The sequence below is a fragment of the Rhizorhabdus wittichii genome, from assembly GCF_017607425.1.
Classification (GTDB): Bacteria; Pseudomonadota; Alphaproteobacteria; order Sphingomonadales; family Sphingomonadaceae; genus Rhizorhabdus; species Rhizorhabdus wittichii.
Window position 1 is genome coordinate 278,558 of sequence record NZ_CP059319.1, and the last position, 23,805, is coordinate 302,362.

At 69.0% G+C, this 23,805-nt stretch carries 22 protein-coding genes; 15 read left to right on the forward strand and 7 right to left on the reverse strand.

Annotated elements, in window-relative coordinates:
- Positions 1-66: 66 nt before the first annotated feature.
- The 3 genes from mprF to HRJ34_RS01345 all read right to left on the reverse strand — a co-directional run bounded on the left by mprF (position 67) and on the right by HRJ34_RS01345 (position 3,641).
- A complete protein-coding gene (gene mprF, locus HRJ34_RS01335) occupies positions 67-2,685 on the reverse strand; it encodes a bifunctional lysylphosphatidylglycerol flippase/synthetase MprF (protein ID WP_208633140.1) in 2,619 nt (872 codons plus the stop codon).
- Positions 2,678-3,130 (reverse strand): DUF2147 domain-containing protein, encoded by a 453-nt coding sequence (locus HRJ34_RS01340; protein ID WP_012050967.1) that lies wholly within the window; start codon positions 3,128-3,130, stop codon positions 2,678-2,680. The genes mprF and HRJ34_RS01340 overlap by 8 nt, the downstream gene beginning before the upstream one ends.
- Positions 3,131-3,233: 103 nt before the next feature.
- The gene (locus HRJ34_RS01345) at positions 3,234-3,641 is read right to left on the reverse strand and encodes a hypothetical protein (RefSeq protein WP_012050968.1); all 408 of its coding nucleotides are present in this window, start codon (positions 3,639-3,641) and stop codon (positions 3,234-3,236) included.
- Positions 3,642-3,805: 164 nt separating this feature from the next.
- On the opposite strand from HRJ34_RS01345, the gene HRJ34_RS01350 reads away from it, so the two are divergent.
- The 6 genes from HRJ34_RS01350 (at position 3,806) to HRJ34_RS01375 (ending at position 9,061) form a co-directional block, all read left to right on the forward strand.
- Positions 3,806-4,330 (forward strand): DUF1003 domain-containing protein, encoded by a 525-nt coding sequence (locus HRJ34_RS01350; RefSeq protein WP_030090635.1) that lies wholly within the window; start codon positions 3,806-3,808, stop codon positions 4,328-4,330.
- A gap of 1 nt (position 4,331) precedes the next feature.
- Positions 4,332-4,724 carry a PDZ domain-containing protein gene (locus HRJ34_RS01355; protein ID WP_012050970.1) on the forward strand — a complete coding sequence of 131 codons (393 nt, stop codon included), beginning with the start codon at positions 4,332-4,334 and terminating at the stop codon, positions 4,722-4,724.
- On the forward strand, positions 4,721-5,413 hold the full coding sequence (locus tag HRJ34_RS01360) for a winged helix-turn-helix domain-containing protein (protein ID WP_208633141.1): 693 nt from the start codon (positions 4,721-4,723) through the stop codon (positions 5,411-5,413). The genes HRJ34_RS01355 and HRJ34_RS01360 overlap by 4 nt, the downstream gene beginning before the upstream one ends.
- Before the next feature lie 2 nt (positions 5,414-5,415).
- Positions 5,416-6,765 carry a sensor histidine kinase gene (locus tag HRJ34_RS01365; RefSeq protein ID WP_208633142.1) on the forward strand — a complete coding sequence of 450 codons (1,350 nt, stop codon included), beginning with the start codon at positions 5,416-5,418 and terminating at the stop codon, positions 6,763-6,765.
- A 98-nt stretch (positions 6,766-6,863) separates the two neighbouring features.
- Positions 6,864-8,342, forward strand: a complete 1,479-nt coding sequence (locus HRJ34_RS01370) for a virulence factor family protein (protein ID WP_208633143.1) — start codon at positions 6,864-6,866, stop codon at positions 8,340-8,342.
- A complete protein-coding gene (locus HRJ34_RS01375; protein ID WP_030091565.1) occupies positions 8,339-9,061 on the forward strand; it encodes an AcvB/VirJ family lysyl-phosphatidylglycerol hydrolase in 723 nt (240 codons plus the stop codon). The genes HRJ34_RS01370 and HRJ34_RS01375 overlap by 4 nt, the downstream gene beginning before the upstream one ends.
- A 56-nt stretch (positions 9,062-9,117) precedes the next feature.
- On the opposite strand, the gene HRJ34_RS01380 is transcribed toward HRJ34_RS01375, so the two are convergent.
- Complete coding sequence (locus tag HRJ34_RS01380) at positions 9,118-9,360, reverse strand: hypothetical protein (RefSeq protein ID WP_012050975.1); 243 nt, start codon at positions 9,358-9,360, stop codon at positions 9,118-9,120.
- 301 nt (positions 9,361-9,661) lie between these two features.
- Between HRJ34_RS01380 and HRJ34_RS01385 the strand changes: the two genes are divergently transcribed.
- The 9 genes from HRJ34_RS01385 (at position 9,662) to HRJ34_RS01425 (ending at position 20,579) form a co-directional block, all read left to right on the forward strand.
- Positions 9,662-10,684 (forward strand): AraC family transcriptional regulator, encoded by a 1,023-nt coding sequence (locus tag HRJ34_RS01385; protein ID WP_012050976.1) that lies wholly within the window; start codon positions 9,662-9,664, stop codon positions 10,682-10,684.
- A gap of 178 nt (positions 10,685-10,862) precedes the next feature.
- The gene (locus tag HRJ34_RS01390) at positions 10,863-13,184 is read left to right on the forward strand and encodes a TonB-dependent receptor (protein ID WP_029993126.1); all 2,322 of its coding nucleotides are present in this window, start codon (positions 10,863-10,865) and stop codon (positions 13,182-13,184) included.
- 48 nt (positions 13,185-13,232) lie between these two features.
- The gene (locus HRJ34_RS01395) at positions 13,233-14,414 is read left to right on the forward strand and encodes an MFS transporter (RefSeq protein WP_208633144.1); all 1,182 of its coding nucleotides are present in this window, start codon (positions 13,233-13,235) and stop codon (positions 14,412-14,414) included.
- Entirely contained in the window at positions 14,414-15,919 is a 1,506-nt protein-coding gene (locus tag HRJ34_RS01400) for an aldehyde dehydrogenase family protein (RefSeq protein WP_208633145.1), read from the forward strand. Before HRJ34_RS01395 ends, HRJ34_RS01400 begins: the two co-directional genes overlap by 1 nt.
- Positions 15,920-15,932: 13 nt before the next feature.
- Positions 15,933-17,459, forward strand: a complete 1,527-nt coding sequence (locus tag HRJ34_RS01405; RefSeq protein WP_208633146.1) for an FAD-binding oxidoreductase — start codon at positions 15,933-15,935, stop codon at positions 17,457-17,459.
- A gap of 11 nt (positions 17,460-17,470) precedes the next feature.
- Positions 17,471-17,863, forward strand: a complete 393-nt coding sequence (locus HRJ34_RS01410) for a nuclear transport factor 2 family protein (RefSeq protein WP_016745535.1) — start codon at positions 17,471-17,473, stop codon at positions 17,861-17,863.
- Positions 17,864-17,868: 5 nt separating this feature from the next.
- Positions 17,869-18,507 carry a c-type cytochrome gene (locus tag HRJ34_RS01415; protein ID WP_208633147.1) on the forward strand — a complete coding sequence of 213 codons (639 nt, stop codon included), beginning with the start codon at positions 17,869-17,871 and terminating at the stop codon, positions 18,505-18,507.
- Positions 18,508-18,529: 22 nt separating this feature from the next.
- On the forward strand, positions 18,530-20,134 hold the full coding sequence (locus HRJ34_RS01420; RefSeq protein ID WP_208633148.1) for a GMC family oxidoreductase: 1,605 nt from the start codon (positions 18,530-18,532) through the stop codon (positions 20,132-20,134).
- 136 nt (positions 20,135-20,270) lie between these two features.
- A complete protein-coding gene (locus HRJ34_RS01425; protein ID WP_012050984.1) occupies positions 20,271-20,579 on the forward strand; it encodes a hypothetical protein in 309 nt (102 codons plus the stop codon).
- A gap of 14 nt (positions 20,580-20,593) precedes the next feature.
- Here HRJ34_RS01425 and HRJ34_RS01430 read toward each other — a convergent pair whose 3' ends face one another.
- The 3 genes from HRJ34_RS01430 to HRJ34_RS01440 all read right to left on the reverse strand — a co-directional run bounded on the left by HRJ34_RS01430 (position 20,594) and on the right by HRJ34_RS01440 (position 23,561).
- Positions 20,594-21,367 carry a metallophosphoesterase family protein gene (locus tag HRJ34_RS01430; RefSeq protein ID WP_208633149.1) on the reverse strand — a complete coding sequence of 258 codons (774 nt, stop codon included), beginning with the start codon at positions 21,365-21,367 and terminating at the stop codon, positions 20,594-20,596.
- A gap of 97 nt (positions 21,368-21,464) precedes the next feature.
- Positions 21,465-22,745: a sugar transferase gene (locus HRJ34_RS01435; protein WP_029993132.1), complete on the reverse strand. Its 1,281-nt coding sequence runs from the start codon at positions 22,743-22,745 to the stop codon at positions 21,465-21,467.
- Positions 22,746-23,024: 279 nt separating this feature from the next.
- On the reverse strand, positions 23,025-23,561 hold the full coding sequence (locus tag HRJ34_RS01440) for a hypothetical protein (RefSeq protein WP_208633150.1): 537 nt from the start codon (positions 23,559-23,561) through the stop codon (positions 23,025-23,027).
- Positions 23,562-23,805 lie beyond the last annotated feature (244 nt).

Sequence of the window (23,805 nt, forward strand, 5' to 3'; positions counted from 1 at the left end):
TCCTGGAACGATACCATCCTGCGCCGGCGCGGCTGTGGCGGCGATGACGGGTGGATGAACTTTTGGTCAGGCGGCGAGGCGGGGCGGGTCGGCATCGGCCGCCACCGAGGAGGCGGCGCGATCGGACACCGGATGCGGGCGGCCGATCAGCTGGTTGAGGTCGCGCATCGCCCGGACGAGGCCGAGGCCATGCGGCGCGGCGATGTAGCGCGGTTCCCAGACCGGCGCGAATTTCTCCTTGTAGGCGCGCAGGCCCCGGAAGCCGTAGAAGCGCTCGCCGCGCTTGAAGATGGCGGCGGCGGCCTTCACCCAGAGCGGCGACAGCCGGTGCGCCTCGATCCCCGACAGCGGGGCGAGGCCCAGCGAGAAGCGGGCATGGCCGTTCTCCCGGCCCCACAGCATCAGGCTGGCGAACAGATAGTCCATCACCCCCGGCGGCGAACCCGCGCCATGGCGCATCAGGTCGACCGACAGTTCGCGTCCGTTGGGCGTTCGCCAGATATTGGCGAAGGCGACGATCCGTCCCTCGACCCGGACCAGCGCGCAATCGAAGCGCGCGACATAGTCGGGATCGAAGCGGCCCAGGCTGAAGCCCTTCTCGCGCTGGCCCTTCGCCTCCAGCCATTCGTCGGAGATGGCGGCAAGGTCGGGGATGATCGCGGCGACCTCGGCGGCGGGGACGACTTCGAAGGTCGCGCCCTCGCGTTCGGCGCGGCGGACCGTCTGGCGGATCGAGCGCATCCGCGGCCCCTCGATCGAGAAAGCGGCGAGGTCGACGATCGCCTCCTCGCCATATTTGACGATCTGCAGGCCCAGCGCGATCGCCAGTTCGAGCATGTCGCTGCTGATCTGGTAGAGCATCAGCCGGCCCTGCGCGGCGTCCGCCATCGATCGGATCGTCCAGAGCAGGCCGGCCCAGGCGGCGCGCGGGCCGACCGGATCGGCCATCATGATCCAGCTCGATCCGCGGATCTGGTACATCAGGAAGGCGTCGCCGTCGGGGGAGAAGAGGAAGCGCTTGTCGCCGGTATAGGCGAGCATCGCATCGGTGCGCTCGGCGCCCTCGATCACGTCGGCGACCTCGGCCGGCAGCGCCGTCCGGTCGCGGCGGGGCGCGGCCGGCGCGAACAGCCGCCCCAGCGCCACCCCGGCGAGCAGCACGGCGGTGCCGAGGCTGGCGCGCAGGTAGCGCGAGGCGTCGCCGTGCAGCGCGAAGTCCCACCACAGGGCGTTCTGATAGGCGACATGCTTGTAGGAGAAGAGGCCGACCCACAGGCTGAGGCCGCCGACCGCCGCGACGCAGACCAGCCAGGCGGGCGAGAAGGCGCGCGCGACGAAGGCCGTGGTCCGGTAGAAGGCCGGGCTGGTCCATTGCAGCAGCGCCGCGATCGTCAGGCAGACGATCGCCTCCTCATAGTCGATGCCCTTGGCCAGCGAGAAGATCGCCCCGGCGATCAGCAGCGCGCGGGCGGCGACGAAGGCGCCGTCGAGGCGGCGGTAGAGGCCGGGCGCGAGCAGCAGCAGCCCGGTGCCGACCAGGCTGGCGGCGAGGTGCGACGCCTCGATGAAGGGCAGCGGCACGATCGCGTGCAGCGTGTGCAGGCGGGCGGGAACGGCAGGGGTCGATCCCGACAGCAGCAGCACCGCGCCGCCGAGGAAGCTCGCCACGCCCATCAGCAGCGGGGCGAGGCCGTTGGCGACCAGCCGCACCCCCGCGATCGCGCGGCCGAGGCGGCGCTGGCGGCCCTCGTGCAGCACCAGCGCGACGATGCCGAGCGCGAGCGGGAGCAGATAATAGATCAGCCGATAGGCGATCAGCGCGGCGGCGAGCGCGGGCCGGTCGGCCGGGACGGTCGCCAGCACCACCGCCTCGAACACGCCGATGCCGCCGGGGACATGGCTGACCAGCGCGGCGATGATGCCGAGCGCATAGGCGAGGAGGAAGGCGGGGAGCAGCGCCGGATCGGCACCGGGGATCAGGACGAACAGCGCCGCCGAGGCGGCGGCGAGGTCGATCCCCGCGATCGCGATCTGGCCGAGCGCGACGCCCGCGCCCGGCAATGGCAGCGTCCAGCCGAACAGTCGGATCTCGCGCGGGCCGAAGGCGCAGGCGAGGACGAAGCCGGCCGCCCCGGCGAGGATCGCGCCGCCGGCGACGCGCGCGGCGGTCCCGCCCAGCGCGACCCCCGCCAGCGACAGCCCGCCCTGGTGGAAGGCGAGGGCGAGGCCGGTGATCGCCAGCACCCCCATCCAGAAGGTCGCCGAGGCGATCGCGACGATCCGCGCCACGTCGCCGCCCGACAGGCCGGCGGCGGTGTAGATGCGGTAGCGCGCCGATCCGCCGGTGATCAGCGCGAGGCCGAGATTGTGGCTGATCGTGTAGCTGGTGAAGGACGCGAGCGCGGCGGTCCGCCAGGGCAGCGGCCGGCCGATGACGCGCAGCGCGAGCAGGTCGTAGAAGGTCAGCGCGACATAGCTGGCGACGGTGCAGCCGATCGCGAGCGCCACCTGGCGGGAGCCGATCGCGTCGAACGCCGCCAATATGTCCTGCAACCGCAGCGTCTGGGTGAGTTGGTGGAGCGCGGCGAAACCGATCCCGATCAGCAGCATGACGAGGACGACCGACAGCGGCCCGCGCCGTTCGCGCAGGCGGGCGATCAGGCGGCGGAGGGGCGGATTATGCATTGGGAACCTTTTCGATGCGCTGCCAGGTCTGCGACTTGCAGAAGATGCCGCCGATCAGGCAGCCCCGGATCTGGAGTTCGCCGGGGGCGGAAAGGGTGATGGTCGACGAGAAGCTGTGTCCCATGTCGGGGACGTAGACCGATCCGGACCAGCGATCGGCGCCGTCGGCGCTGTAGTCCTCGAGCAGTTCGGTCCCGACGAGATGGTCGACGCCGCCGTCCTTCGCGTCCTGGAGGGCTTGCGGGCTCGCCCACACCACCCAGCCGCACAGCCGGCCCCGGCAATCGCCGGTCCGGACCGCCACGGTGCCGTGCGGGTTCATCCACAGCCCTTCGACCGTCGGCCGGGCGGCGGCGGCGCAGCCGTTCGCGGGGGCCGGGCTGGCGGCCGCGGGCACCGCGACGGCCAGCAGCGCGGCCGCCGTCATCAGGATCGCAGGCTTCATCGCATTCCCCCATGCAGCTTTGACGACACCGATAGGGGAACCCGCATGCCCGCCGGGTGGGCGCCGCCTGAATTATTGGTAATGTTGCGCGGCGCCGCCGGCGTCAGCGCCGGGCATAGGGGACGAACTTGCCGAGCCCGACCCAGCCGCTCTCGAAATGCCCCGGCAGGTCGACGAGGCGCACCGTGTCGACGCTGCAGAGCTGCGGCGTATGCGTGTCGGTGACCAGGGTCAGGCCGGTGCGGAGCTGGTCCGCGCCGCTGGCGGGGCGGTTCAGGTACAGGGTGCCGTTGTCGGTTTCGTACAGGATCGCGGTGCGGTCGATGATCCGCGACGAGCGGATGCGGTTGAGGTCGAGGCAGTCGACCGGCTTGCCGGCGGTCCGCCCGGCCAGCGCCTTGCCGATCTCTGCCTCCGGCCCGCCCGCGCGCGACGTCGCCTGGGCGGCGCCCGCAAGGCCCATGGCCAGGATCGATGCGGCGGCGATCGGGATGAACAATGGGTGACGCATGACAGGTCTCCTTTTCGAGAATGGAGACTCTTGTGCGCCCGCGCGCCTCTCCGGACGATGGTCCCGATATTAAGCATCGGTAATCCCCAACATGACGAAATGGTCATGCGGCGCTCATGCTGGGGTATGATGATCGCGGCTAATCCCGTGATGAAGGAGGCGATATGGCGAGCGAACCCGTCCGGACCCTGGCTGCGCGGCTGCTGGGCAAGCAGCATCTCGACCCCGGCGAGGCGCATGTCCTCGCCAAGATATTGGCGCGCCAGCCGATCTCGCGCGATGCCGGCGACGTGGCGGACATGCACGCGACCTTCGGCGACAGGCTCGCCGACCGGGTCGCCGCGGTCGGCGGCAGCTGGGCCTTCATCATCGGCTTCTCGCTGGTGCTGCTCGCCTGGATGCTGCTCAACAGCGACGTGCTGACGCATTGGGGGCTGGCGTTCGATCCCTATCCCTTCATCTTCCTCAACCTGTTGCTGTCGACGCTCGCCGCGATCCAGGCGCCGGTGATCATGATGAGCCAGAACCGCCAGGCGGCGAAGGACCGGTTGGCGGCGAGCCTCGACTATGAGGTCAACCTGCGCGCCGAGCTTGAAATATTGCGGCTGCATGAGAAACTCGACCAGGCGATCACCGAGCGGCTCGATCGCATCATTGCCACGGTCTGCGTCGAACGAAACGAGGCCTGATGTGACGAGGACCTTCTCCTGGATCGGCTGGCTGGCGCTGCTCTGCGCGGCGCTGGCGGCGGTGATCGTCACCCATCAGTTCGTCCGCCCCTATCGGGAGCCGGTCGCCGCCGGGGAGTCGCTGCCCACCGGCGCGACGCTGGCGGTGGTCGAGAGCGCGGGGCGGCCCCGGCTGCTGGTGACGAGCCTCCAGACCGGCGGGCCGGGCGCGCTCGCCGGGCTCCGGGTCGGCGACGAGATCGAGGATGTCGACGGCCTGCCGGCGCCGAGCCTCGCCGCGTTCGACCGCGACGTCGCCAGCGGTTCCTATGAGGTCGTCGACCTGCGGGTCTTGCGTCGCGGCGTGCCGTTCGACATCCACATGCGGCGCGACGGGGGAGGACATGGCGGATGAGCCGGAAGATATTGCTGGTCGAGGATGACGCCGCCACCGCCGACTTCGTCGCGACCGGGCTGTCCGAGCACGGCTTCGTCGTCGATCGCGCCGACAATGGCCGCGATGGCCTGTTCCACGTCACCGACGGCAGCTACGACTGCGTGATCCTCGACCGGATGCTGCCGGGCATGGACGGGATGGCGGTGCTCGGCGCGATCCGCGCGGCGGGGATCGAGACGCCGGTGATCATCCTGTCGGCGCTGGGCGCGGCCGAGGACCGAGTGAAAGGCCTCGAAGGCGGCTCCGACGACTATCTGACCAAGCCCTTCGCCTTCGCCGAACTGCTCGCGCGGGTCCGTCTGCTGATCCGCCACGGCCAGGGCCGGAGCGCCGCCGCGCCCGAGACCCGGCTGGCCTGCGACGACCTGGAGATGGACCTGCTGTCGCGCAAGGTGCGGCGCGGCGGCCAGCCGATCGAGTTGCAGCCGCGCGAGTTCCGCCTGCTCGAATTCCTCCTCCGCCATGCCGAGCAGGTGGTGACGCGGACGATGCTGCTCGAAGGCGTGTGGGACTATCATTTCGATCCGGGCACCAACGTCATCGACGTCCATGTCAGCCGGCTGCGCAAGAAGATCGACGAGGGCCAGGCCCGGCCGCTGCTCCATACGGTGCGCGGATCGGGCTATCGGCTGGGCCTCGACGGTTGAGGATGGGGCTTCCGCGGTCGACCTTCCTCCGCTTCGCGGCGCTCGTCTTCCTGCTCCAACTCGTCGGCGCGGCGCTGCTGCTCGCCACCGTCCACCAGTTGACCCAGGACCAGATCGGCGACGAGGCCGAGGCGCATGCCGAGCAGTTGCGCGACCAGTTCCTCCACAGCTACCGGCAGGGCGGCTTCGCGGCGCTCGACGCGGCGGTGGCGGCGCGCGCCCAGCCCGGCCGGGCGCCGGGCGCCGCGCTGCTGCTGGTCGATCGCGACGGCCGGGCGGTGGCCGGCAACATCGCCGAATGGCCGCCCTCGCTGCCGCCGTCCGCGACCGCCGCGACGCTCGACCTGTTCCGCATCGGCCATGAGCAGTCCGAGCAGATCTACCTCGTCGCGACCCCGCTCGCGGGCGGCGGCCGGCTGCTGACCGGCCATGTCGTCGAAAGCGAGCTGCGCTTCACCGTCATCCTGGAGGAGGCGATGGTCAGCGCCTTCGCGGTGGCGGTGGCGCTCGCCGCCTTCGCGGCATGGAGCTCGACCCGGCTGATCCACGGCCGGCTGGCCGCGACCGTCGGCACCGCCCGCGCCGTCGCCGCCGGCCATCTCGACCGACGGGTGCCGGTCGACGGCAGCGACGACGCCTTCGACGCGCTCGGCATCGCGATCAATGCGATGCTCGACCGCATCGCCGCGCTGATGGCGGAGCTCAAGATCGCCACCGACGGCCTCGCCCATGACCTGCGCTCGCCGCTCACCCGGCTGCGGTCGACGCTCGAACGCGCGCTCGACGCCAGCGAGGGCGAGGAGGCGAGGGGGGCGGTCGCCCGCGCGATCGACGAGGGCGACCGGCTGCTGACGATGCTCGACACCGCGCTGCGGATCAGCCGCGCCGAGGCCGGGCTGGGGCGCGAGAGCTTCGTCGACCTCGACCTGTCGGCGATGGTCGAGGACATGGTCGAGGTCTATGGGCCGCTCGCCGAGGATAATGGCTTCGAGATCGTCGCCGACGCCCCCCCGGGGATCACGGGCCATGTCCACCGCGAGCTGCTCGGCCAGGCGCTCGCCAACCTGATCGACAATGCGATGAAATATGGCGCGGGGCGGATCGTCGTCGCGGCCCGGCGGACGCCGGCCGGCGATACGGTGATCAGCGTCGGCGACGACGGTCCCGGCATCCCCGAGGCGCAGCGGCCCGAGGCGCTGCGCCGCTTCGGCCGGCTGGACGCGGCGCGCAGCAAGGCGGGGGCCGGGCTCGGCCTCGCGCTCGCCGCGGCGGTCGCGCGGCTGCACGACGGCGCGCTCGAACTGCACGACAACGGACCGGGGCTGCGGGTGGAGCTGCATCTCGCCCACTGACGCGCGGGCGACATTACCGATGTTTAACCTCGCCCTCACGCCCGCGTCGGGTGCGCCGGTCTAAGCCGGGTGCATGACGTCCTCCTGCGGGGGTGAAGATGCGTAGATTGTTCTCCACATTGGCCGTCGCCGCCGGTTCCGCCGCGATGATCCTGTCGACCTTATCCTCCACGGCGACGCCGGTCGCGGCGCAGGCGCCCGTCGCGCGGCCCGCCGCGCCGGAGCGCGAGGGGCCCGTCGCCGCCGGCGACTTCACCTTCGCCGGCTGGCAGGCGGTCGCCACCTATCGGCCCGCCGGTCCGGTGCGCGGCGTGGTGGTCTTCCTGTCGGGCGACGGCGGCTGGAACCTCGGCGTGGTCGACATGGCGAAGGCGCTCGCCGAACAGGGCGTCGCGGTCGCTGGCATCTCCACCCCGGCGTTGCAGAAGCGTCTCGACGGCGATGCCGAGACATGCGTCAATCCCAACTATGCGCTGCAGGCGCTGGCGCAGGACTATGAGCACCGCCTCGGCCTGCCGCGCTACATCAAGCCGATCCTCGCCGGCTATTCGTCGGGCGCGACGATCGCCTATGCGGCGCTGGCGCAGGCCCCGGCGGGGACGTGGCGCGGGGCGGTGTCGCTCGGCTTCGGCCCCGATATCGGCGGGACCAAGCCGTGGTGCGCGATCCCGGGCGTGACCGTGTCGCGCATCGCCAAGCCCGAGGCGGGCTGGCTGTTCTCGGCCGCGCCGCGCCTGTCGGCGCCGTGGCTGGTGCTGCAGGGGACCATCGACCAGGTCGTCAGCCCCGCCGCGACCCGCGCCTTCACCCGGCAGATACCGCAGGCGCAGCTCGTCGAGCTGCCCAAGGTCGGTCACGGCTTCTCGGTCGAGGCGAACTGGATGCCGCAGTTCAAGGCGGCGTTCGCGCCGCTGCTCGAGCCGCAGCCGAATCCGGCGCCCGTCGTGCCGCTCGCCAATGTCGCCGACCTGCCGCTGACGATCGTCGCCGATCCGGCGGCGCGCCACACCGACCTGATGGCGGTGATGTATTCGGGCGACGGCGGTTGGGCCGGGATCGATCGCGATCTCGCCACGAAACTGGCGGCGGCGGGCGTTCCCGTCGTCGGCGTCGACAGCCTCAGCTATTTCTGGAACGCCCGGACCCCGGCCGAGGCGGGGCGCGACGCGGGACGGATCGTCGAGCATTTCGCGCGCGAATGGCATCGGCCGAAGGTGATCTTCGTCGGCTATTCCTTCGGCGCCGACGACCTCGCCTATATCGTCGGCAACCTGCCGGCCGCGATCCGGCCGATGGTGACCCGGCTGAGCATGCTGGGGCTGAGCGGCACCGCCGATTTCCAGTTCCATCTCGCCTCCTGGCTCGACATCGGCGGCGCCAACGCGCTGCCGACCCTGCCGGCGATCGAGCGGCTGCGCGGCACGCCGATGCAGTGCATCCGCGGCGAGGAGGAGAAGCACAGCGCCTGTCCGGCGATCCCGGCGGGGCTGGCCGAGCAGGTGCTGCTGCCCGGCGGCCATCATTTCGGCGACAATGGCGATGCGCTCGCCGCCGCCGTGCTGCGGGGGCTGCTGTGAGGCGCGGGCTGATCGGCGCGGCGCTCGCCCTCGCCCTGGTCGGCGCGGGGCTGACCGCTTATTGGGGCTGGCTCGGCTATTTCGGCGGCGACCTCTACGTTCCGGTCCGGGCCGAACGCCCGCCCGCACCGGCGCAAGCGGGGCTGGCGGCGGTGATCGTCTCCGGCGACATGGGCTTCAAGATCGGGATGGGTCGCCAGATCGCCGAGCGGCTGGCCGCCGACGGCGTTCCGGTGCTGGGGGTCAATTCGCTGGTCTATTTCCGCGAGCGCCGGTCGCCCGCCCAGGTCCGCGCGCTGATCGAGGAGGCGGTGCGGCGCGGGCTGGCCTTCGGCCATGCGCGACGCCTGCTGCTGATCGGCCAGTCCTATGGGGCGGACATGGTCCATGTCGGGCTGGTCGGGCTGCCGCCCGCCTTGCGGGCGAAGATCGCCATGGTCGCGCTGGTCGTGCCGACCGACACGGTGATCTACCGGGCGTCGCCGGCCGAGATGCTCGACCTGGTGCCGGCCGACGCGGCGGCGGTCGACACCGGCCGGCGGCTCGACTGGGTGCCGCTGCTCTGCGTCCAGGGGCGCGAGGAGGCCGACAGCCTCTGCCCGCTGCTCCACCAGCCCAACATGCGGCGGATCGCGATGCCGGGCGGCCATCCGCTGCGCCGTGACGCCGATGGCCTCTACCGCCACCTGATCGCCGCCTTGCCCGGCGCGGGCGCATGAAAAAAGGGCCACCGAAGTGGCCCTTTGCTGGAGGAGCAGGCGGCTGACCGGCGGGGTCAGCTCTTGGGATGCGCGGCCTTGGCGGCGGTCGGCTTGTGGGTCCGATGATGCGCCGCATGGCGGGTGGCGTGATGCGTGGCGGCGGCTGGCCGGTCCATGCACTTGTCGGTGATCGTCTTCGAGCAGAAGGGCACGTCGCCGGTCGGGGTGGCGGCCTCTGCGGCGCCCATGACGATCGTGGTGCCGAGCCCCGCGATGGCGGTCGTCAGGGCCAGGAAACGGAAAGCGGTCTTCAACATGGTCCCATCCTTTTCTGTCGGGGACGAGGCGCCGTCGCCCTGTCCCGATGTGCAGAATGTGGACCTGCCCGCCGCCGAACGCACGTTAAGGCTCCGACAGGCGGAGCTGAGGATTTTCATATAAGATATTGAAATATGATAATTCCTTTTCCGGTCGCGGGCTGCGGGAGGATTACAAATCGGTCATCATTGGCGGGGGCCGGAGTCGCGGCCGCCATCGAGATGCTCGCAATCGGCCGCATATCTGGTAGGATGACGGGATGTCCGTGATGCGGGTGGCCAGCCAGATGACCGAGGCCAGATGATCGAGGAACGCAAGGTCTGGACCCCGGGCGATCTTCCGCTCGACCGCTGGAACCGCTTCGCCAGCACCGAGATCGACGCGGTCCACCAGCATATGGTGCACGCCTTCTGCCCCCACGACCTGTCGACCGAGGGCGGCGTGCCGCCGATCGCTTTCCGCCACAACCAGGCGACGCTGCGGTCGAGCACCTTCAACGCGACCGATTACGGCCTGCCCTATGGCCGGGTGGCGGTGTCGATCCCGCCGGCCGAGCATTGCTTCCTCGTCCAGTTCGTCCTCAGCGGCCAGGCGCAGTTCGGGCATCAGGGGCGGACCTTCGTGCTGCGGCCCGGCCAGATGTCGGTGCTGAGCCCGCATGAGCCGATCCGCCAGATCACCGACGCCGGCTGCCGCCACTTCACCGTCAAGCTCGATCGCTCGCACCTCGAAAAGCTGCTCAACGAGGATTTCGGCCACCGCACCCGGCCGCTGATCTTCGCGCCCGATCCGATCGCGATCGACGGGCTCGCCGGCTCCTTCGCGCAGTTCGTGCGCGCGGTGGTCGAGGACATGGACGACGGCGATTCCGGTTTCGTCCATCCGCGCGCGATCGGCACGACCGAGGAGATGCTGGGCCGGCTGCTGCTCACCTCGGTGCCGCACAATTATTCGCACGACTATGCGATGGAGCCGCGCAACGTCGCGACGCCCTATTATGTGCGCCGCGCCGAGGAGCTGATCCGCGAGCGCTATCATGAGCAGCTCACCCTGTCCGACCTGATCACCGCCTCGGGCGTCAGCGGCCGTTCGCTGCATTTCGGCTTCCGGCGGTTCCGCGACGACAGCCCGATGGGCTATCTCAAGCGCTACCGGCTCGAACGGGCGCGGGCGATGCTCAGGGAGGTGCAGGGCAGCGGCGTGACCGTGACCGAGGTCGCGCTCGCCAACGGCTTCCTTCACCCCAGCAAATTCTCCCAGGATTATGCCCGCCGCTTCGGCGAGCTGCCCTCCTTCACCCTGAAGAAGGCCCACAGCGCCTGACCGTGCCCGCCGCCGCGCGGCGAATATTGCCAATCGGGTAGGATGATTGCCACGGCGGTATAGCCGCCCCCCGCCGGATGCCACACAGATGCGTCACGACGATGGCGCGAACATATGCGCCACGCCGCAGGTAGGAAACGCACGTCGCGCTCCGGCGCCGCCAACCTCGGGGGCTTTCATGACCAGATCCTTTGTTTCGACCTCCTCCACCATCGCCCTGACCGTCGCCGCGCTGCTGGCGAGCGCGCCGGCCGCCGCGCAGGAAGCGACGAGCGCCCCCGCCGCGGCCGAAGCCGACAATGGCGGCCTGGCCGAGATCGTCGTCACCGCGCAGAAGCGCGAGCAGAACCTCCAGAAGGTCGGCATCTCCGTCACCGCCGTCTCGGGCGACCAGATCCTCGAGCGCGGCATCTCCAACAGCATCGACCTGATCACCCGCACGCCGAGCGTCGACAATTATTCGCCCTACGGCCCGGGTTCGAGCGCCAACATCGTCATCCGCGGCATCGGCCTCAACGACTTCGGCGAGGGCCATGAGGCGCCGGTCACCGTCTATGTCGACGAATTCTACGTCGTGAACGTGCCGGCAGTCGACTTCGCGCTGTTCGACCTCGACCGCGCCGAGATCCTGCGCGGGCCGCAGGGCACGCTGTTCGGCCGCAACTCGACCGGCGGCCTCGTCCACTATGTCACCAAGAAGCCGAGCCAGGAGGCCGGCGGCTTCGTCAAGGGCAGCTATGCGCGCTTCAACGAGCTGAAGCTCGAAGGCGGCGTCACCGCGCCGCTGACCGACACGCTGTCGGCGCGTCTGTCCTTCCTGTCGCATCACAGCGACGGCTATATCAAGAACCTCAATCCGCAATTCGCCAAGGACAAGGGCGGCCAGGCCGGCACCGACGCGGTCCGCCTCCAGCTTCGCTACGACGACGGCGACTGGGACGTGCTGCTGAAGGGCGAATATGGCCGGACCGACAAGGTCCACACCTATTATGAGCAGACCCCCAGCCTGCGCGATCCGGTGACGGGGCTCGGCTCGGCCGATCCGACCGGGGTCGACGACGCCGGCTATAACGAGGCCAATTTCGGCGCGGGCAAGCGCAACGTCGCCTATACCAGCAACCCGCAGCGGCTGAAGTCGAAGGGCTCCACCGCGCTGCTCCGCGCCGAACGGGACTTCGGCGACGTCAGCTTCACCTCGCTGACCGGCTACATGCACTTCACCCGCAACCTCGAAGAGGATTGCGACGCCAGCCCGAACACGATCTGCGTCGCCACCTTCCCGTATAAGAGCGACACCGCGACCCAGGAATTCCGCGCCTTCGGCAAGGGCGACGGTTTCAACTGGACGGCGGGCGTCTACGGCCTCTATTCGAAGGCGCGCAACAATCCGAACGCGACCTTCAACGTGCCGGTGTCGGGCGACACCGCGGTCGATCCGGTGACGGGCCTGTACAACGGCGCCTTCTTCCCGATCAACCTGGCGGCCAACTGGAAGATGCGGACGACCTCGGTCGCGGCCTTCGCGCAGGGCGAGGTGGAGCTCGCCGACCGGCTGACCTTCACCCTCGGCGGCCGCATCACCCGCGACAGCAAGAAGTTCGACGAGCGCGACAACGCCTCGCTGCGGAGCTGCCCGGGCTTCCCGATCCCGACCAACTGCTTCCTGCCGCCGAACGGGCCGGGCATCGCCAACCCCTATCGGGACACCTACAAGAAGACGCTGATCTCGGGTAAGGCCGCGCTCGATTTCCAGGTGAACGCCGACCTGCTGCTGTTCGCCAGCGTGTCGCGCGGCACCAAGGCCGGCGGCTTCAACAACGGCTTCTATCCGGGCGGCGTCAGCACCGCGCAGATCCCCTATCGCGACGAGAACGTCATCGCCTATGAGATCGGCGAGAAGGCGACGCTGTTCGACCGCAAGCTGCGCTTCAACACCTCCTTCTTCTACTATGACTATAACCGCTACCAGACCTTCAACTTCGAGGGGATCGGCGGCCTGCTGACCAACCAGAGCGCCAATGCCTATGGCGCCGAGGTCGAGATCCAGGCGGCGCCGGTCGACCATCTGGAGCTGCGCTTCGGCGGTTCGTGGCTGGAGACGAAGATCAAGGACGTCCGCAACGGCGTGCCCGGCGGCGGGGTCTATGTCGCCGACCGCGAGATGTCGAACGCGCCGAAATGGACCGCCAACGGCGCGATCGCCTACACCGTGCCGCTCGCCAACGACCGCTCGCTGGTGTTCAACTGGGACTGGAACTATCGCTCCAGCCGCTACTCGAACAACTTCAACGATCCGTCGGTGAAGATGCCGGGCTATTTCAAGCATAATGCCGACATCTCGTTCAACGTGAACGAGAACTGGCAGCTCCAGGCCTTCGTCCGCAACATCGGCAACAAGCTGGCGATCACCAAGGCGTTCCAGTTCAACGACCTCGGCTATGTCCAGTATATCTATTCCGAGCCGCGGGTGTTCGGCGCGAGCGCGCTGTACCGGTTCTGATCATCCGTGCGGGGCGCTTCGGCGTCCCGCACCCGTCAAGGGCGCAGCATGGCGAAGAGCGGACAGAAGCGGACGATCGACGGCGCGGCGGGGCAGGATAGCCTCGCCGCGCTGATCACGCTCGGCACGGCGGGGGTGATGACCTTCCTGGCGATGCCGGTGATCGCCGCCGCGCTGGTCAACGTGCTCGGCGCCAGCGAGCGCGACGTCGGCCTCTTCTCGACGATCCAGCTCATCACCCTGTCCTGCGGCTGCCTGCTCAGCACCTTCCTGCCGCGCGGGCAGTTCCGCCGCTTCGGCATCGCCGCGCTCGCGGTGATGATCGTCTGCGACCTGCTCTGCCTCATCCGGCCGGGCTGGACGGTCTTCCTGGTCCTGCGCGGCATCGGCGGCGCGGCCGGCGGGATCGCGGTGTCGCAGGCGACCGCCGCGATGGCGCGGACCCGCAACGCCGAACGCAGCTTCGGCCTGTTTCTCGCGCTCCAGACCGTGCTGTCGATCGTCTGCGTCTATGCGATGCCGCCGATCATCGGCGCCTTCGGCTTCGCCGCCGCCTATAGTGTGCTGCTCGCCTTCGACATCCTTGCCCTCGCGCTCGTCGCCACCCGGCTCAGGCCGATCAGCGCGGCGGAAGAGCATCACGCCATGCCCGGCAACGATCTCGCCGGCTGGCTGCGCAGCGGCGGCATGCTGGTGTCGATCCTCTGCTTCTTCATCGGCGTCGGAGCGCTGTGGACCTTCCTCGCGCTGCTCGGGCAGCGGATCGGGCTCGGCGAGACGCAGGTCGCGCTGGTCCTCAGCATCTCCAAGCTGGTCGCCTTCGCGGCGTCCTTCCTGCCCGGCATCGTCGGCGGCCGCTTCGGCCGGATCGCGCCGATCGTCGCGGCGGCGGCGGTACTGGTCGCGGCGGTGCAGGTCTATGCGGTCGCCGGAAGCTTCGCGGTCTTCGTCCTCGCCACCGCGATGTTCAGCTTCGGCTGGTACGTCATCTATCCCTTCCAGCTCGGCGCGCTCGGGCAGGTCGACCATGACGGCCGGCCGATGCTCGCCGCCGCGGCGCTGACCGGCGCGGGGCTCGGCCTGGGGCCGGCGCTGACCGTACTCGGCCCGGGCGGCCCGGCCGGCATCTACCTGATCGCGACGCTCGCCTTCCTCGGCGCCGGCCTGTTCGCGATCGCCGCGCTGCTGCGGCCATCCTCCCCGGCTCCCATCCTCGCACAAGGTTCGTGATGACCCTCGCCAACGACTATAGCCTGTTGTCCGACGCCGCCCGTTCCTTCGCGAGCGGCAGGCGGGAGCTGTTCATCGACGGGGATTGGCGGGCCCCGCGTGCCGGCCGCTACCGTCCGGTGATCGATCCCAGCCATGGCGGGGCGATCGCCGAGGTGGCCGAGGCTGATGCCGCCGACGTCGACGACGCGGTCCGCGCCGCGCGGCGCGCCTTTGAAAGCGGCCCCTGGCCGGCGATGCGCCCGCACGAGCGCGAGGCGCTGATGCTGCGGCTCGCCGACCTGATCGCCGCCGAGGCTGCGACCATCGCGCAGATCGAGACGGTCAACAGCGGCAAGCTGATCCAGAACACGCGCCTGTTCGACGCCGACCTCTCGGTCCACACGCTGCGCTACATGGCGGGCTGGGCGACCAAGCTCCACGGCAAGACCATGGAGCTGTCGGTGCCCTATCTGCCGGGCGCGCGCTTCTCGGGCTTCACCCGGCTCCAGCCGCTCGGCGTCGTCGCGGGCATCACGCCCTGGAACGTGCCGCTGTGCGAGGCGGTGTGGAAGCTGGCGCCGGTGCTCGCCACCGGCTGCACCATCGTCCTCAAGCCCGCCGAGCAGACCCCGCTCACCACGCTGCGCCTCGCCGAGCTGTGCGCCGAGGCGGGCATCCCGGCCGGCGTCGTCAACGTCGTCACCGGCAGCGGCGCGGTCGCCGGCGCGGCGCTGGTCGAGCATCCGGGGATCGACAAGATCAACTTCACCGGATCGACCGAGGTCGGCCGGATCATCGCCGGATCGGCCGGCCCGCGCTTCAAGAAGTATAATCTCGAACTGGGCGGCAAGTCGCCGGTGGTGATCGCCGCCGACGCCGACCTGGATGCGGCGATCCCCGGCGCGGCCTGGGCGATCCTCGGCAATCACGGCCAGAATTGCTGCGCCGGATCGCGCCTCTACGTCCATCGCTCGATCTTCGACACGGTGGTCGAGGGCGTCGCGGAGATCGCCGCCAGCCTGAAGATCGGTCCCGGCCTCGACCCGTCGAGCGGCCTCGGCCCGATGGTCAGCCATGCGCATCGCGACCGGGTGCTCGGCTATGTCGAGCGCGGCGTGGCGGATGGCGGATCGCTGTTCTTCGGCGGCGAGGCGATCGACGATCCGGGCGCCTATCTGCGCCCCGCGATCATCGTCGGCGCCAGGCCGACCGACGCGGTGGTGCAGGAGGAGATATTCGGCCCCGTCCTCGTCGCCACGCCGTTCGACGACATGGACGGCGTGATGCCGCAGGTGAACGGCACCAGCTTCGGGCTGGGCGCCAGCATCTGGTCGCGCGACTTCGACCTGATCGAGGATTTCGTCGAGCGGGTGCAGGCGGGCACCGTCTGGATCAACAACCACAACACGCTCGATCTGTCGCTGCCTTTCGGCGGCTGGAAGCAGTCGGGGGTCGGTCATGAGCTGGGCGAGGAGGGGTTGATGTCCCACCTCGCGATCAAGGCCGGCGTGGTCCGGCGCTGACGGGAAGGGCGATATGATCCTCGACAAACCCCTCGCACTGCCGAAGCTCGATCGCCGCGGCTTCCTGGCCGGCACGGCGACGCTCGCCACCCTGTCGGCGGCCGGCCTGATGCCGATGGCGGCGGCCGGTGCCGCGGTCGACGCCAGGGAGGTCGAGCGGCTCCAGGCCAGGGTGAAGGGCAAGGTCGTCGCGCGCGACACCGAGCTGTACGAGCCGTGGCGCCGGAGCATGATCTGGCAGACCCAGAAATTCCCGCGCAACCCGGAGATCATCGTCCAGGCCGAGAGCGTCGAGGACGTGGTCGCCGCGGTCGACCATGCGCGCGAGAACAAGCGACGCATCACCACCCGCGCCGGCGGGCACAGCTTCTGCGGCTGTTTCATGCGCGACGACGGCATGCTCGTCGACGTGTCGCGCCTGTCGACGATCGAGATCGACGCAGGCAAGCGCGAGGCGATCGTCGGCCCCGGCGTGATCGGCCGGAGGCTCCAGGAGGAGCTGGGCCGGCAAGGGCTGGCCTTCCCGACCGCGCATTGCGGCATGGTGCCGGTCAGCGGCTTCCTGCTCGGCGGCGGGCTCGGCTGGAACGGCAATGCCTGGGGCGGGATGAGCGTCTACAACATCCTCGAGGTCGAGATCGTCACCGCCGACGGCCAGGTGCGGACCGCCAGCGAGACCGAGAATCCGGACCTGTTCTGGGCGGTGCGCGGCGGCGGCCCCGGCCTTTTCGGGGTGGTCACAAGCTTCAGGCTGCGTGTCCACCCCGCGCCGAAGGCGATGCGCTCGCACACCTATATCTTCCCCTTCACCGCGAGCGCCGAGGTCGCCGCCGCGATGGAGGAGATCGGGCCGAAGCTGCCGCTGAACGTCGAGCTGATCGGCGTCATCACCGCCGCCCCGCCGGGCATGGAGAAGGCGTGCAGCGCCGCCGGCTGCGACCAGGTGTTCATCCTGCAAAGCGTCGCCTTCGTCGACAGCGAGGCGGCGGCGCTGGTGGGCATGGCCGCGCTCAAGGAGCATCCGGTCACGAAGCGCGCGATCGCCAGGATCGAGAACGCCGAGGAGAGCTTCGAGAATCTCTATTACGGTAACGAGGTGCCGTTCCCGCAGCGCCGCTACTGCGTCGACAACATCTATGCGGACAGCCTCGCCAAGCCGATCGAGATATTCATTCGCCGCATGCCCCAATCGCCGTCGCGCGTCACCGCGCCGGTGCTGCTCTACAAGGGACGACCCGAGTTGCCCGACGGCGCCTGCGCGACCAAGGGCAATTTCTACGTCTCCTGCTACGCGCAATGGGACGATCCGGCGGCCGACAAGGCCAACAAGGACTTCATGGTCGCGATGTACGAGGAGCTGCAGCCGCTCGGCACCGGCAGCTACATCAACGAGCTGAACCAGGAAGGCCGCATCCACCGCATCCGCGAATGCTACACCGCCGAGGGCTGGCGGAAGCTGGGCGCGCTGCGGCGGAAATACGACCCCGGCCTCGTCTTCCACACTTTCTACGGGCTCGAGCCCGACCTTCCCCAAGCCTGAGAGGAAAGATCATGTCTTCTACCGGAACGGCCATCGTCGGCGCCTTCTTCGCCGCCTTCGGAGCGGGCGACGTCCCCGGCGCGATGGCGCTGCTCGCGCCTGACGTCCGCTGGACCCTGCACGCCCACGGGATTCCGTGGGGCGGCACTTATAAGGGGCCCGAGGGCGTCGGCGACTTCTTCGCCAGGTTCGGCGAGTTCGCCGAGCCGATCGAGATGACGCCGAAGTCGATGGCGGAGGCGGAGGGCCTCGTCTACGTGCGCGGCATCGAGCGCAGCAAGGTCAAGGCGACCGGCAAGGACTATGCGGTCGAGTGGGTCCATGTGATCGGCACCGGTGACGGCAAGATCACCAGCTTCGACGAATATCTCGACAGCGCCGCGATCGCGGCGGCGATGCGCTGACGGTCATGCGGGCGCCCGTCATCCTCATCGGCGCGGCGGCGGTCGTGGCGGCGGCGGGCTGCTCCACCGCCACGCCCGCGCCGGAGGCCTCGTCGCCGGTCGCCCGCGGCCGGGCCTATTACACCACCTGCCAGGGCTGCCACGGCAATGCCGGCGAGGGCTTCGCCGGCATGAAGGCGCCGCGCCTCGCGGGCCTGCCGGCGGACTATGTCGCCGAGCAGCTCATCCTCTACCGCAAGGACCTGCGCGGCGGCCCCGCCGACTTCCAGGGCGTGCAGATGAACGGCCGCGCCAAGGCGCTGCCCGACGAGCAGGCGGTGCACGACGTCGCCGCCTATATCGCGACGCTGCCGTCCCCGCCGCCGGCCAAGGTCGTGGCGACGAAGGGCGGGGCGGGGGCGGCGCTCTACGAAAGCTGCGCCGCCTGCCATGGCGCGCGCGGCGAGGGCAATGCCGAACTCGGCGCGCCGCCGCTGGCGGGCACCGACGCCGACTATCTCGCGCGGCAGCTCCGCAATTTCAGGAAGGGCATTCGCGGGCGCGAGGGCGACGAGAAGGGCCGGCAGATGGCCGCCGCCGCCGCGATCCTGCCCGACGAGGCGGCGATCGACGCGGTCGCGGCCCATGCCGGCGCGCTGCGCTAGCCATTCAACCGGGGATTTGGAAATGCAGATGGAAGGTGCCGAGTTCGACTACATCGTGGTCGGGGCGGGCTCGGCGGGTAGCGTGATCGCGGCGCGGTTGAGCGAGCGGGCGGACGTCAGCGTCCTGCTGATCGAGGCGGGCGGCAGCGACAACCGCTTCTGGCTCAAGATCCCGGTCGGCTACGGACGCACCATCACCGATCCCACGGTGAACTGGAAGTACATGACCGAGCCCAATCCGGCGCTCGGCGGTCGCCGCATCTACTGGCCGCGCGGCAAGACCCTGGGCGGGTCGAGCAGCATCAACGGCCTTATCTACATCCGCGGCCAGGCGCAGGACTACGACCAGTGGCGCCAGCTCGGCAACGAGGGCTGGGGCTATGACGACGTGCTGCCCTTCTTCCGCCGCGCCGAGGACCAGGAGAATGGCGAGGATCGCTATCATGGCGTCGGCGGCCCGCTGAGCGTCACCAACCTGGTCGAGCGGAACCCGCTGTGCGACGCGCTGATCGGCAGCGCGGAGGCCAACGGCATCCCGCACAATCCCGATTTCAACGGCGCCGCGCAGGAGGGCGTCGGCTATTATCAGGCGACGATCCGCAACGGTGCGCGCTGCTCGACCTCGGTCGCCTATCTGAACCCGGTCAAGCGCCGCCCGAACCTGACGATCCTGACCGAGGCCCAGGCCGAGAAGGTTCTGTTCGACGGCCCGCGCGCGAGCGGCCTGCGCGTGCGGCGACGCGGCGAGAGCTTCACGGTCAGGAGCCGGCGCGAGCTGATCCTGTCGGGCGGCTCGGTCAACTCGCCCCAGCTCCTGCTGCTGTCGGGCGTCGGCCCGGCGGCCGAGCTGAAGGCGCTGGGGATCGACCCGGTCCACGACCTGCCCGGCGTCGGCGAGAACCTCCAGGACCATTATGGCGGGCAGATCACCTGGCGCTGCAACCAGCCGATCACGATGAACGACATCATGCTCAGCAAGCGCAAGCAGCTTTTCGCCGGGCTGACCTGGCTGTTGTTCCGCGACGGTCCGCTGTCGGTGCCGGCGGGGCAGGCGGGGCTGTTCGCCCGCGTCTCGCCGGGGGCGGCGACGCCCGACGTCCAGTTCCTGTTCCAGACCTTCAGCGGCGGCTATTATGAGGACGGGCTGTTCAAATTCTCGGGCTTCGCCAACTTCATCTGCCCGGTCCGGCCGCAGAGCCGCGGGCGGCTGAGCCTGGCCAGCGCCGACCCGTTCGAGGCGCCGCGCCTCGCGCCCAATTATTTCGCGCATGAGGCCGACCGGCGAATCGCGGTCGAGGGGCTCAAGCTTGCGCGCCGGATCGCGGCAACCCCGCCGCTCGCCGACTTCATCTCGGCCGAGCATCTGCCCGGCGGCGACGTGCGCTCCGACGACGAGATCGAGGCCTATTTCCGCGAGACCGGCGGCTGCGTCTCGCACCAGGTCGGGACCTGCAAGATGGGCAAGGACCGGATGGCGGTGGTGGACAGCCGGCTGCGCGTCCACGGGGTTCAGGGGCTGCGCGTCGCCGATGCGTCGATCATGCCGACGCTGATATCGGGAAACACCAACGCGGCGAGCATCATGATCGGCGAGAAGGCGGCGCAGATGATCGTGGACGACGCCTGAGGGGCGGAACGGAAAAATCTTTCGTCTTGATGATCATTTGGGATAAGATTTGCCGATTATTGGATCGTTGGCAGCTGAAAGCGGCAATTTTTTCGGCGCCGTCGACGCTATGCTTGCTCGATGGAGGAGCGTGGCGATGGACGTAGGTGATGCCGATGGCGGGACCGTCTCGCGGTTCGATATCGTCGCGCGGCCCGATCCGCAGACGCTGGCCCGGCTGATCAATCATTTCGCGCAACGCGCCCTCATCCCCAGCATCGTCGAGGCCCGCGAGGCCAACGGCATGATGCAGGTGGCGATCGAGCAGCCGGGCCTGTCGGTCCATGAGGCGGGGATCGTCGCCGACAAGATGCGCAACAGCTGGCTGGTCGAGGAGGTCAGCCTGCGTTGCGGCAACGTCCGCCAGATGCCGCTCAGCGAAGCGATGGTCGGCCGCGCCGCCTGACCCCCGACCGACGGTCAGGCGTCGGGCGTACCCGTCTGGAGATACCAGCGCTGCGCGCCCTCGATGCCGAGCGCGGTGAGGCGGCCGCTGGCATAGGCGCCGGTGTCGATGCCGATGCGGTTGGCGCGCTCGTCGATCTCGGTCGTCACCGAATGGCCGTGCACCACCATCGGGCCATGGCTGGCGGCGTGCGAAAGGAAGTCGCGCCGAATCCACCGCATGTCGCTCGGGGCCTGGTCGGTGAGCGGGATGCCGGGGCGGATGCCGGCATGGGCGAAGAAATATCCGCCGGCGCGGTAGGAACTGCGCAGCGCCGCCAGCCAGTCGAGATGCTCGCGGGGGATGGCGGAGCGGACCATGTCGACGATCCCCGGCGGATCGGCATAGTCGTAGTCCTGCGCCGAGACGCCGTAGCTGAGCAGCGTTTCGCGGCCGCCCATCTTGTGGAGCAGCGCGGCGGCGCGGCGATTGCCCTCGGCGGTGGCGAGCAGGACCTCCTCATGGTTGCCCATCAGGAACACGACCTTGTCGTCGCCCAGGTCGAGCTTCATCATCAGCTCGATCACGCCGCGCGAATTCGGGCCGCGATCGATATAGTCGCCGAGGAAGAGCAGCCGGGTATCGGCGACGCCGCGCTGTTCGTCGTCGCTGTCGATCGTGCGGATCAGCGCGTTGAGCAGCTCGTAGCAGCCATGGATGTCGCCGATCGCATACCAGCGCTGGCCTTCGGGCGCGGCGTGGCGGGGGCGCTTCCAGCGCGAAGGCGACAGAAGGTCGCGAATGGCCATCGACTACCTGTGGACAATCCCGTTGCTCGTTGGCGTCGCCCTAGTCGACGAAAGGGCCGGAGGAAAGACGCCGACGACGCGGCGGCGCCCGCCGGCCCTATTTCGCGCCGAAGCCGGTGATCGCGATCTTGATCGTCTTGATCGCGATCAGCACGTCGATCCAGACCGAGAAGTTGCGGATATAGTAGAAGTCGTACTGCAGCTTGCGGTGGATCGCGTCGAGATCGGTGACATGGCCCTGGTTGACCTGGGCCCAGCCGGTGATGCCGGGGCGGACGATATGGCGGTAGAGATAGAAGGGAATCTCCGCATCGTACCAGCGCGAGAGCGAGATCGCCTCGGGGCGCGGGCCGATCCAGCTCATCTGGCCGGCCAGGATGTTGAAGATCTGCGGCAGCTCGTCGAGCCGGGTGCGGCGCAGCCAACGGCCGGCGCGGGTGATGCGGTCGTCGGCGACCATCGTCATCGCGGCGGTGGCGTCGGCTTCCCCGCCGGCCTTCTCTTCGCGCATCGTCCGGAACTTGATGATGCGGAACGCGCGCCCGCCGGCGCCGACCCGCAGCTGCCGGAAGAAGGCGGGGCCCGGCGAATCGATTCGAATCCAGGCGGCGAGGACCAGGAACAGCGGGCATAGCAGCGGCAGCAGGATCAGCGCAGACAGCAGGTCGATCGCCCGCTTGGCATGGCGCCAGGCGCGATTCGGTATCAGCGATCCGAAATTATTCTCCGACAGATGCTCGATCGAGACCCGGCCGGTCAGCGATTCGAGGACCTGCTTGCTGTGCAGGACGGTCCGGCCCTGGACGGCGGCCTCGGCCAGCATGCGATCCCATTTGGGGTCATGATCCCGGCGGAAATCGGCGGTGATGAAGGCCGAGGGATCGTCGGGCACCGCCGGCGTCCGCATCCGGATCCATTCGACCTCGGAGGGCAGGGTGAGGCCCTGCAAGTCGAAACCCGGTACTACGTAGAAACGACGTCGGGTTCGCGGCAACAGGTAGATGCTGAGGACGAAGAAGACCGCGATGCTCGATAGGAAGGTCGAGGTCAGGTAGAGGCGGCTATATTCGAGGCGCAGCGTCAACAGCGCGGTGATGGTGAGGCCGAACGAGCCGATGAACGACGGCAGGATATAGCCGAAGGTCCGGGTGCCCGGGAAGGCGGTGACCCGGCTCAGCATCGTCATGCCGAGGATCAAGGCGATCGTCGCGCCGACGAAGCTGTTGGTGAAGCCGGTCGTGCCGAGGGCGGTCTTGAAATCGCCGTAGCGGACATAGGCCGGCAACAGGATCGCGACGCAGAAACCGATGAGGAACTGGGCCGGCAGCGCATTGAGCGCGCTGACGCGCGCTATCCTGACCTGGGGCTCGCGCGTCATGAGCACGGTCCGTAACACTCCTCAGCAGCGCGTCATGGGAAACATGCCGCGCTTCTGCCCGTTACGCGACATGGTTGCAGTGATCCAGCGCACAGCGAAGATGCGGCAGCCTGCTATGCAAGAGCCCTGCGAACGTGATCGGACTGCTCCCCCTGGATGCCCAGCGGCAAATGAAAGTTACTGGCCCGGTTTCCATTTATATCAGCATTTATCTGGAGTTGGACAGTATATTAAAGAGCCGTACAGGTTTTTTCACGTTGCGCGGACGCCCCGACGGGGCTATGGAAAGTTCGACCTTGTAAGGAGGCCGTTGTGAAAAGCTTTGGTAAGATTGCTTCGTCGCTTGCGATTGCTGCGTTGGTCGCGGCTCCCGTTGCTGCGGCTGTTCCAGAAGCCGGAACCACGTTGAGCCGTGCTGCCGCGAAGGCGATTGGCACGAAGATGCGGTCCGGCGTTGTCGTGCGCCTCAATAAGAAGGTCGCGCGCAAGAATGCTGTCGAGCTGGCCCAGGTTGAGGAAGGCGCTGGTGCCGGCGCTGCTGGGACCGGTACGGGCGCCGCTGGCGCTGGTGCCGCCGGAGCAGGCGCGGCTGGTGCCGGTGTCGCGGGCGGTCTCGGTATCGCTGGTGCGGTCGCCGGTGTCGCGGCTGCGGCGGGCGTCGCCGTGGCGGCCTCGAGCGGTGGTGGCAGCAACAGCCCGTAAGGCTGGCGCCATCAGCGAATCGATAGAAAGGGCGGCGTGAGCCGCCCTTTTTGTTTCTGGGGCGATGTCTAGGCAGATGGAAACATCTGCCGACTCGGAAATCGCGGCAAGCAAAGATCTGGAACGGTTGATCTGATGCGATCAGATCATGAGCCGCTCTGGATCGAATCGGCATCGCTTCGATTCTCGTCGGCGCCGGGCATGACTTCCCGATCGTTTCGGTTCGTCGCGGATATTTCGGTTCGTCGCATGGCGGCGGCGAAGAGCGTCGAGTCATCTTTCCATTTTCCCTGCGTAGGTTAATGCACGGGACGACTGTGCGGCGGGTCACAGCGCGGGGTTGCCGTGGGGCTATTCT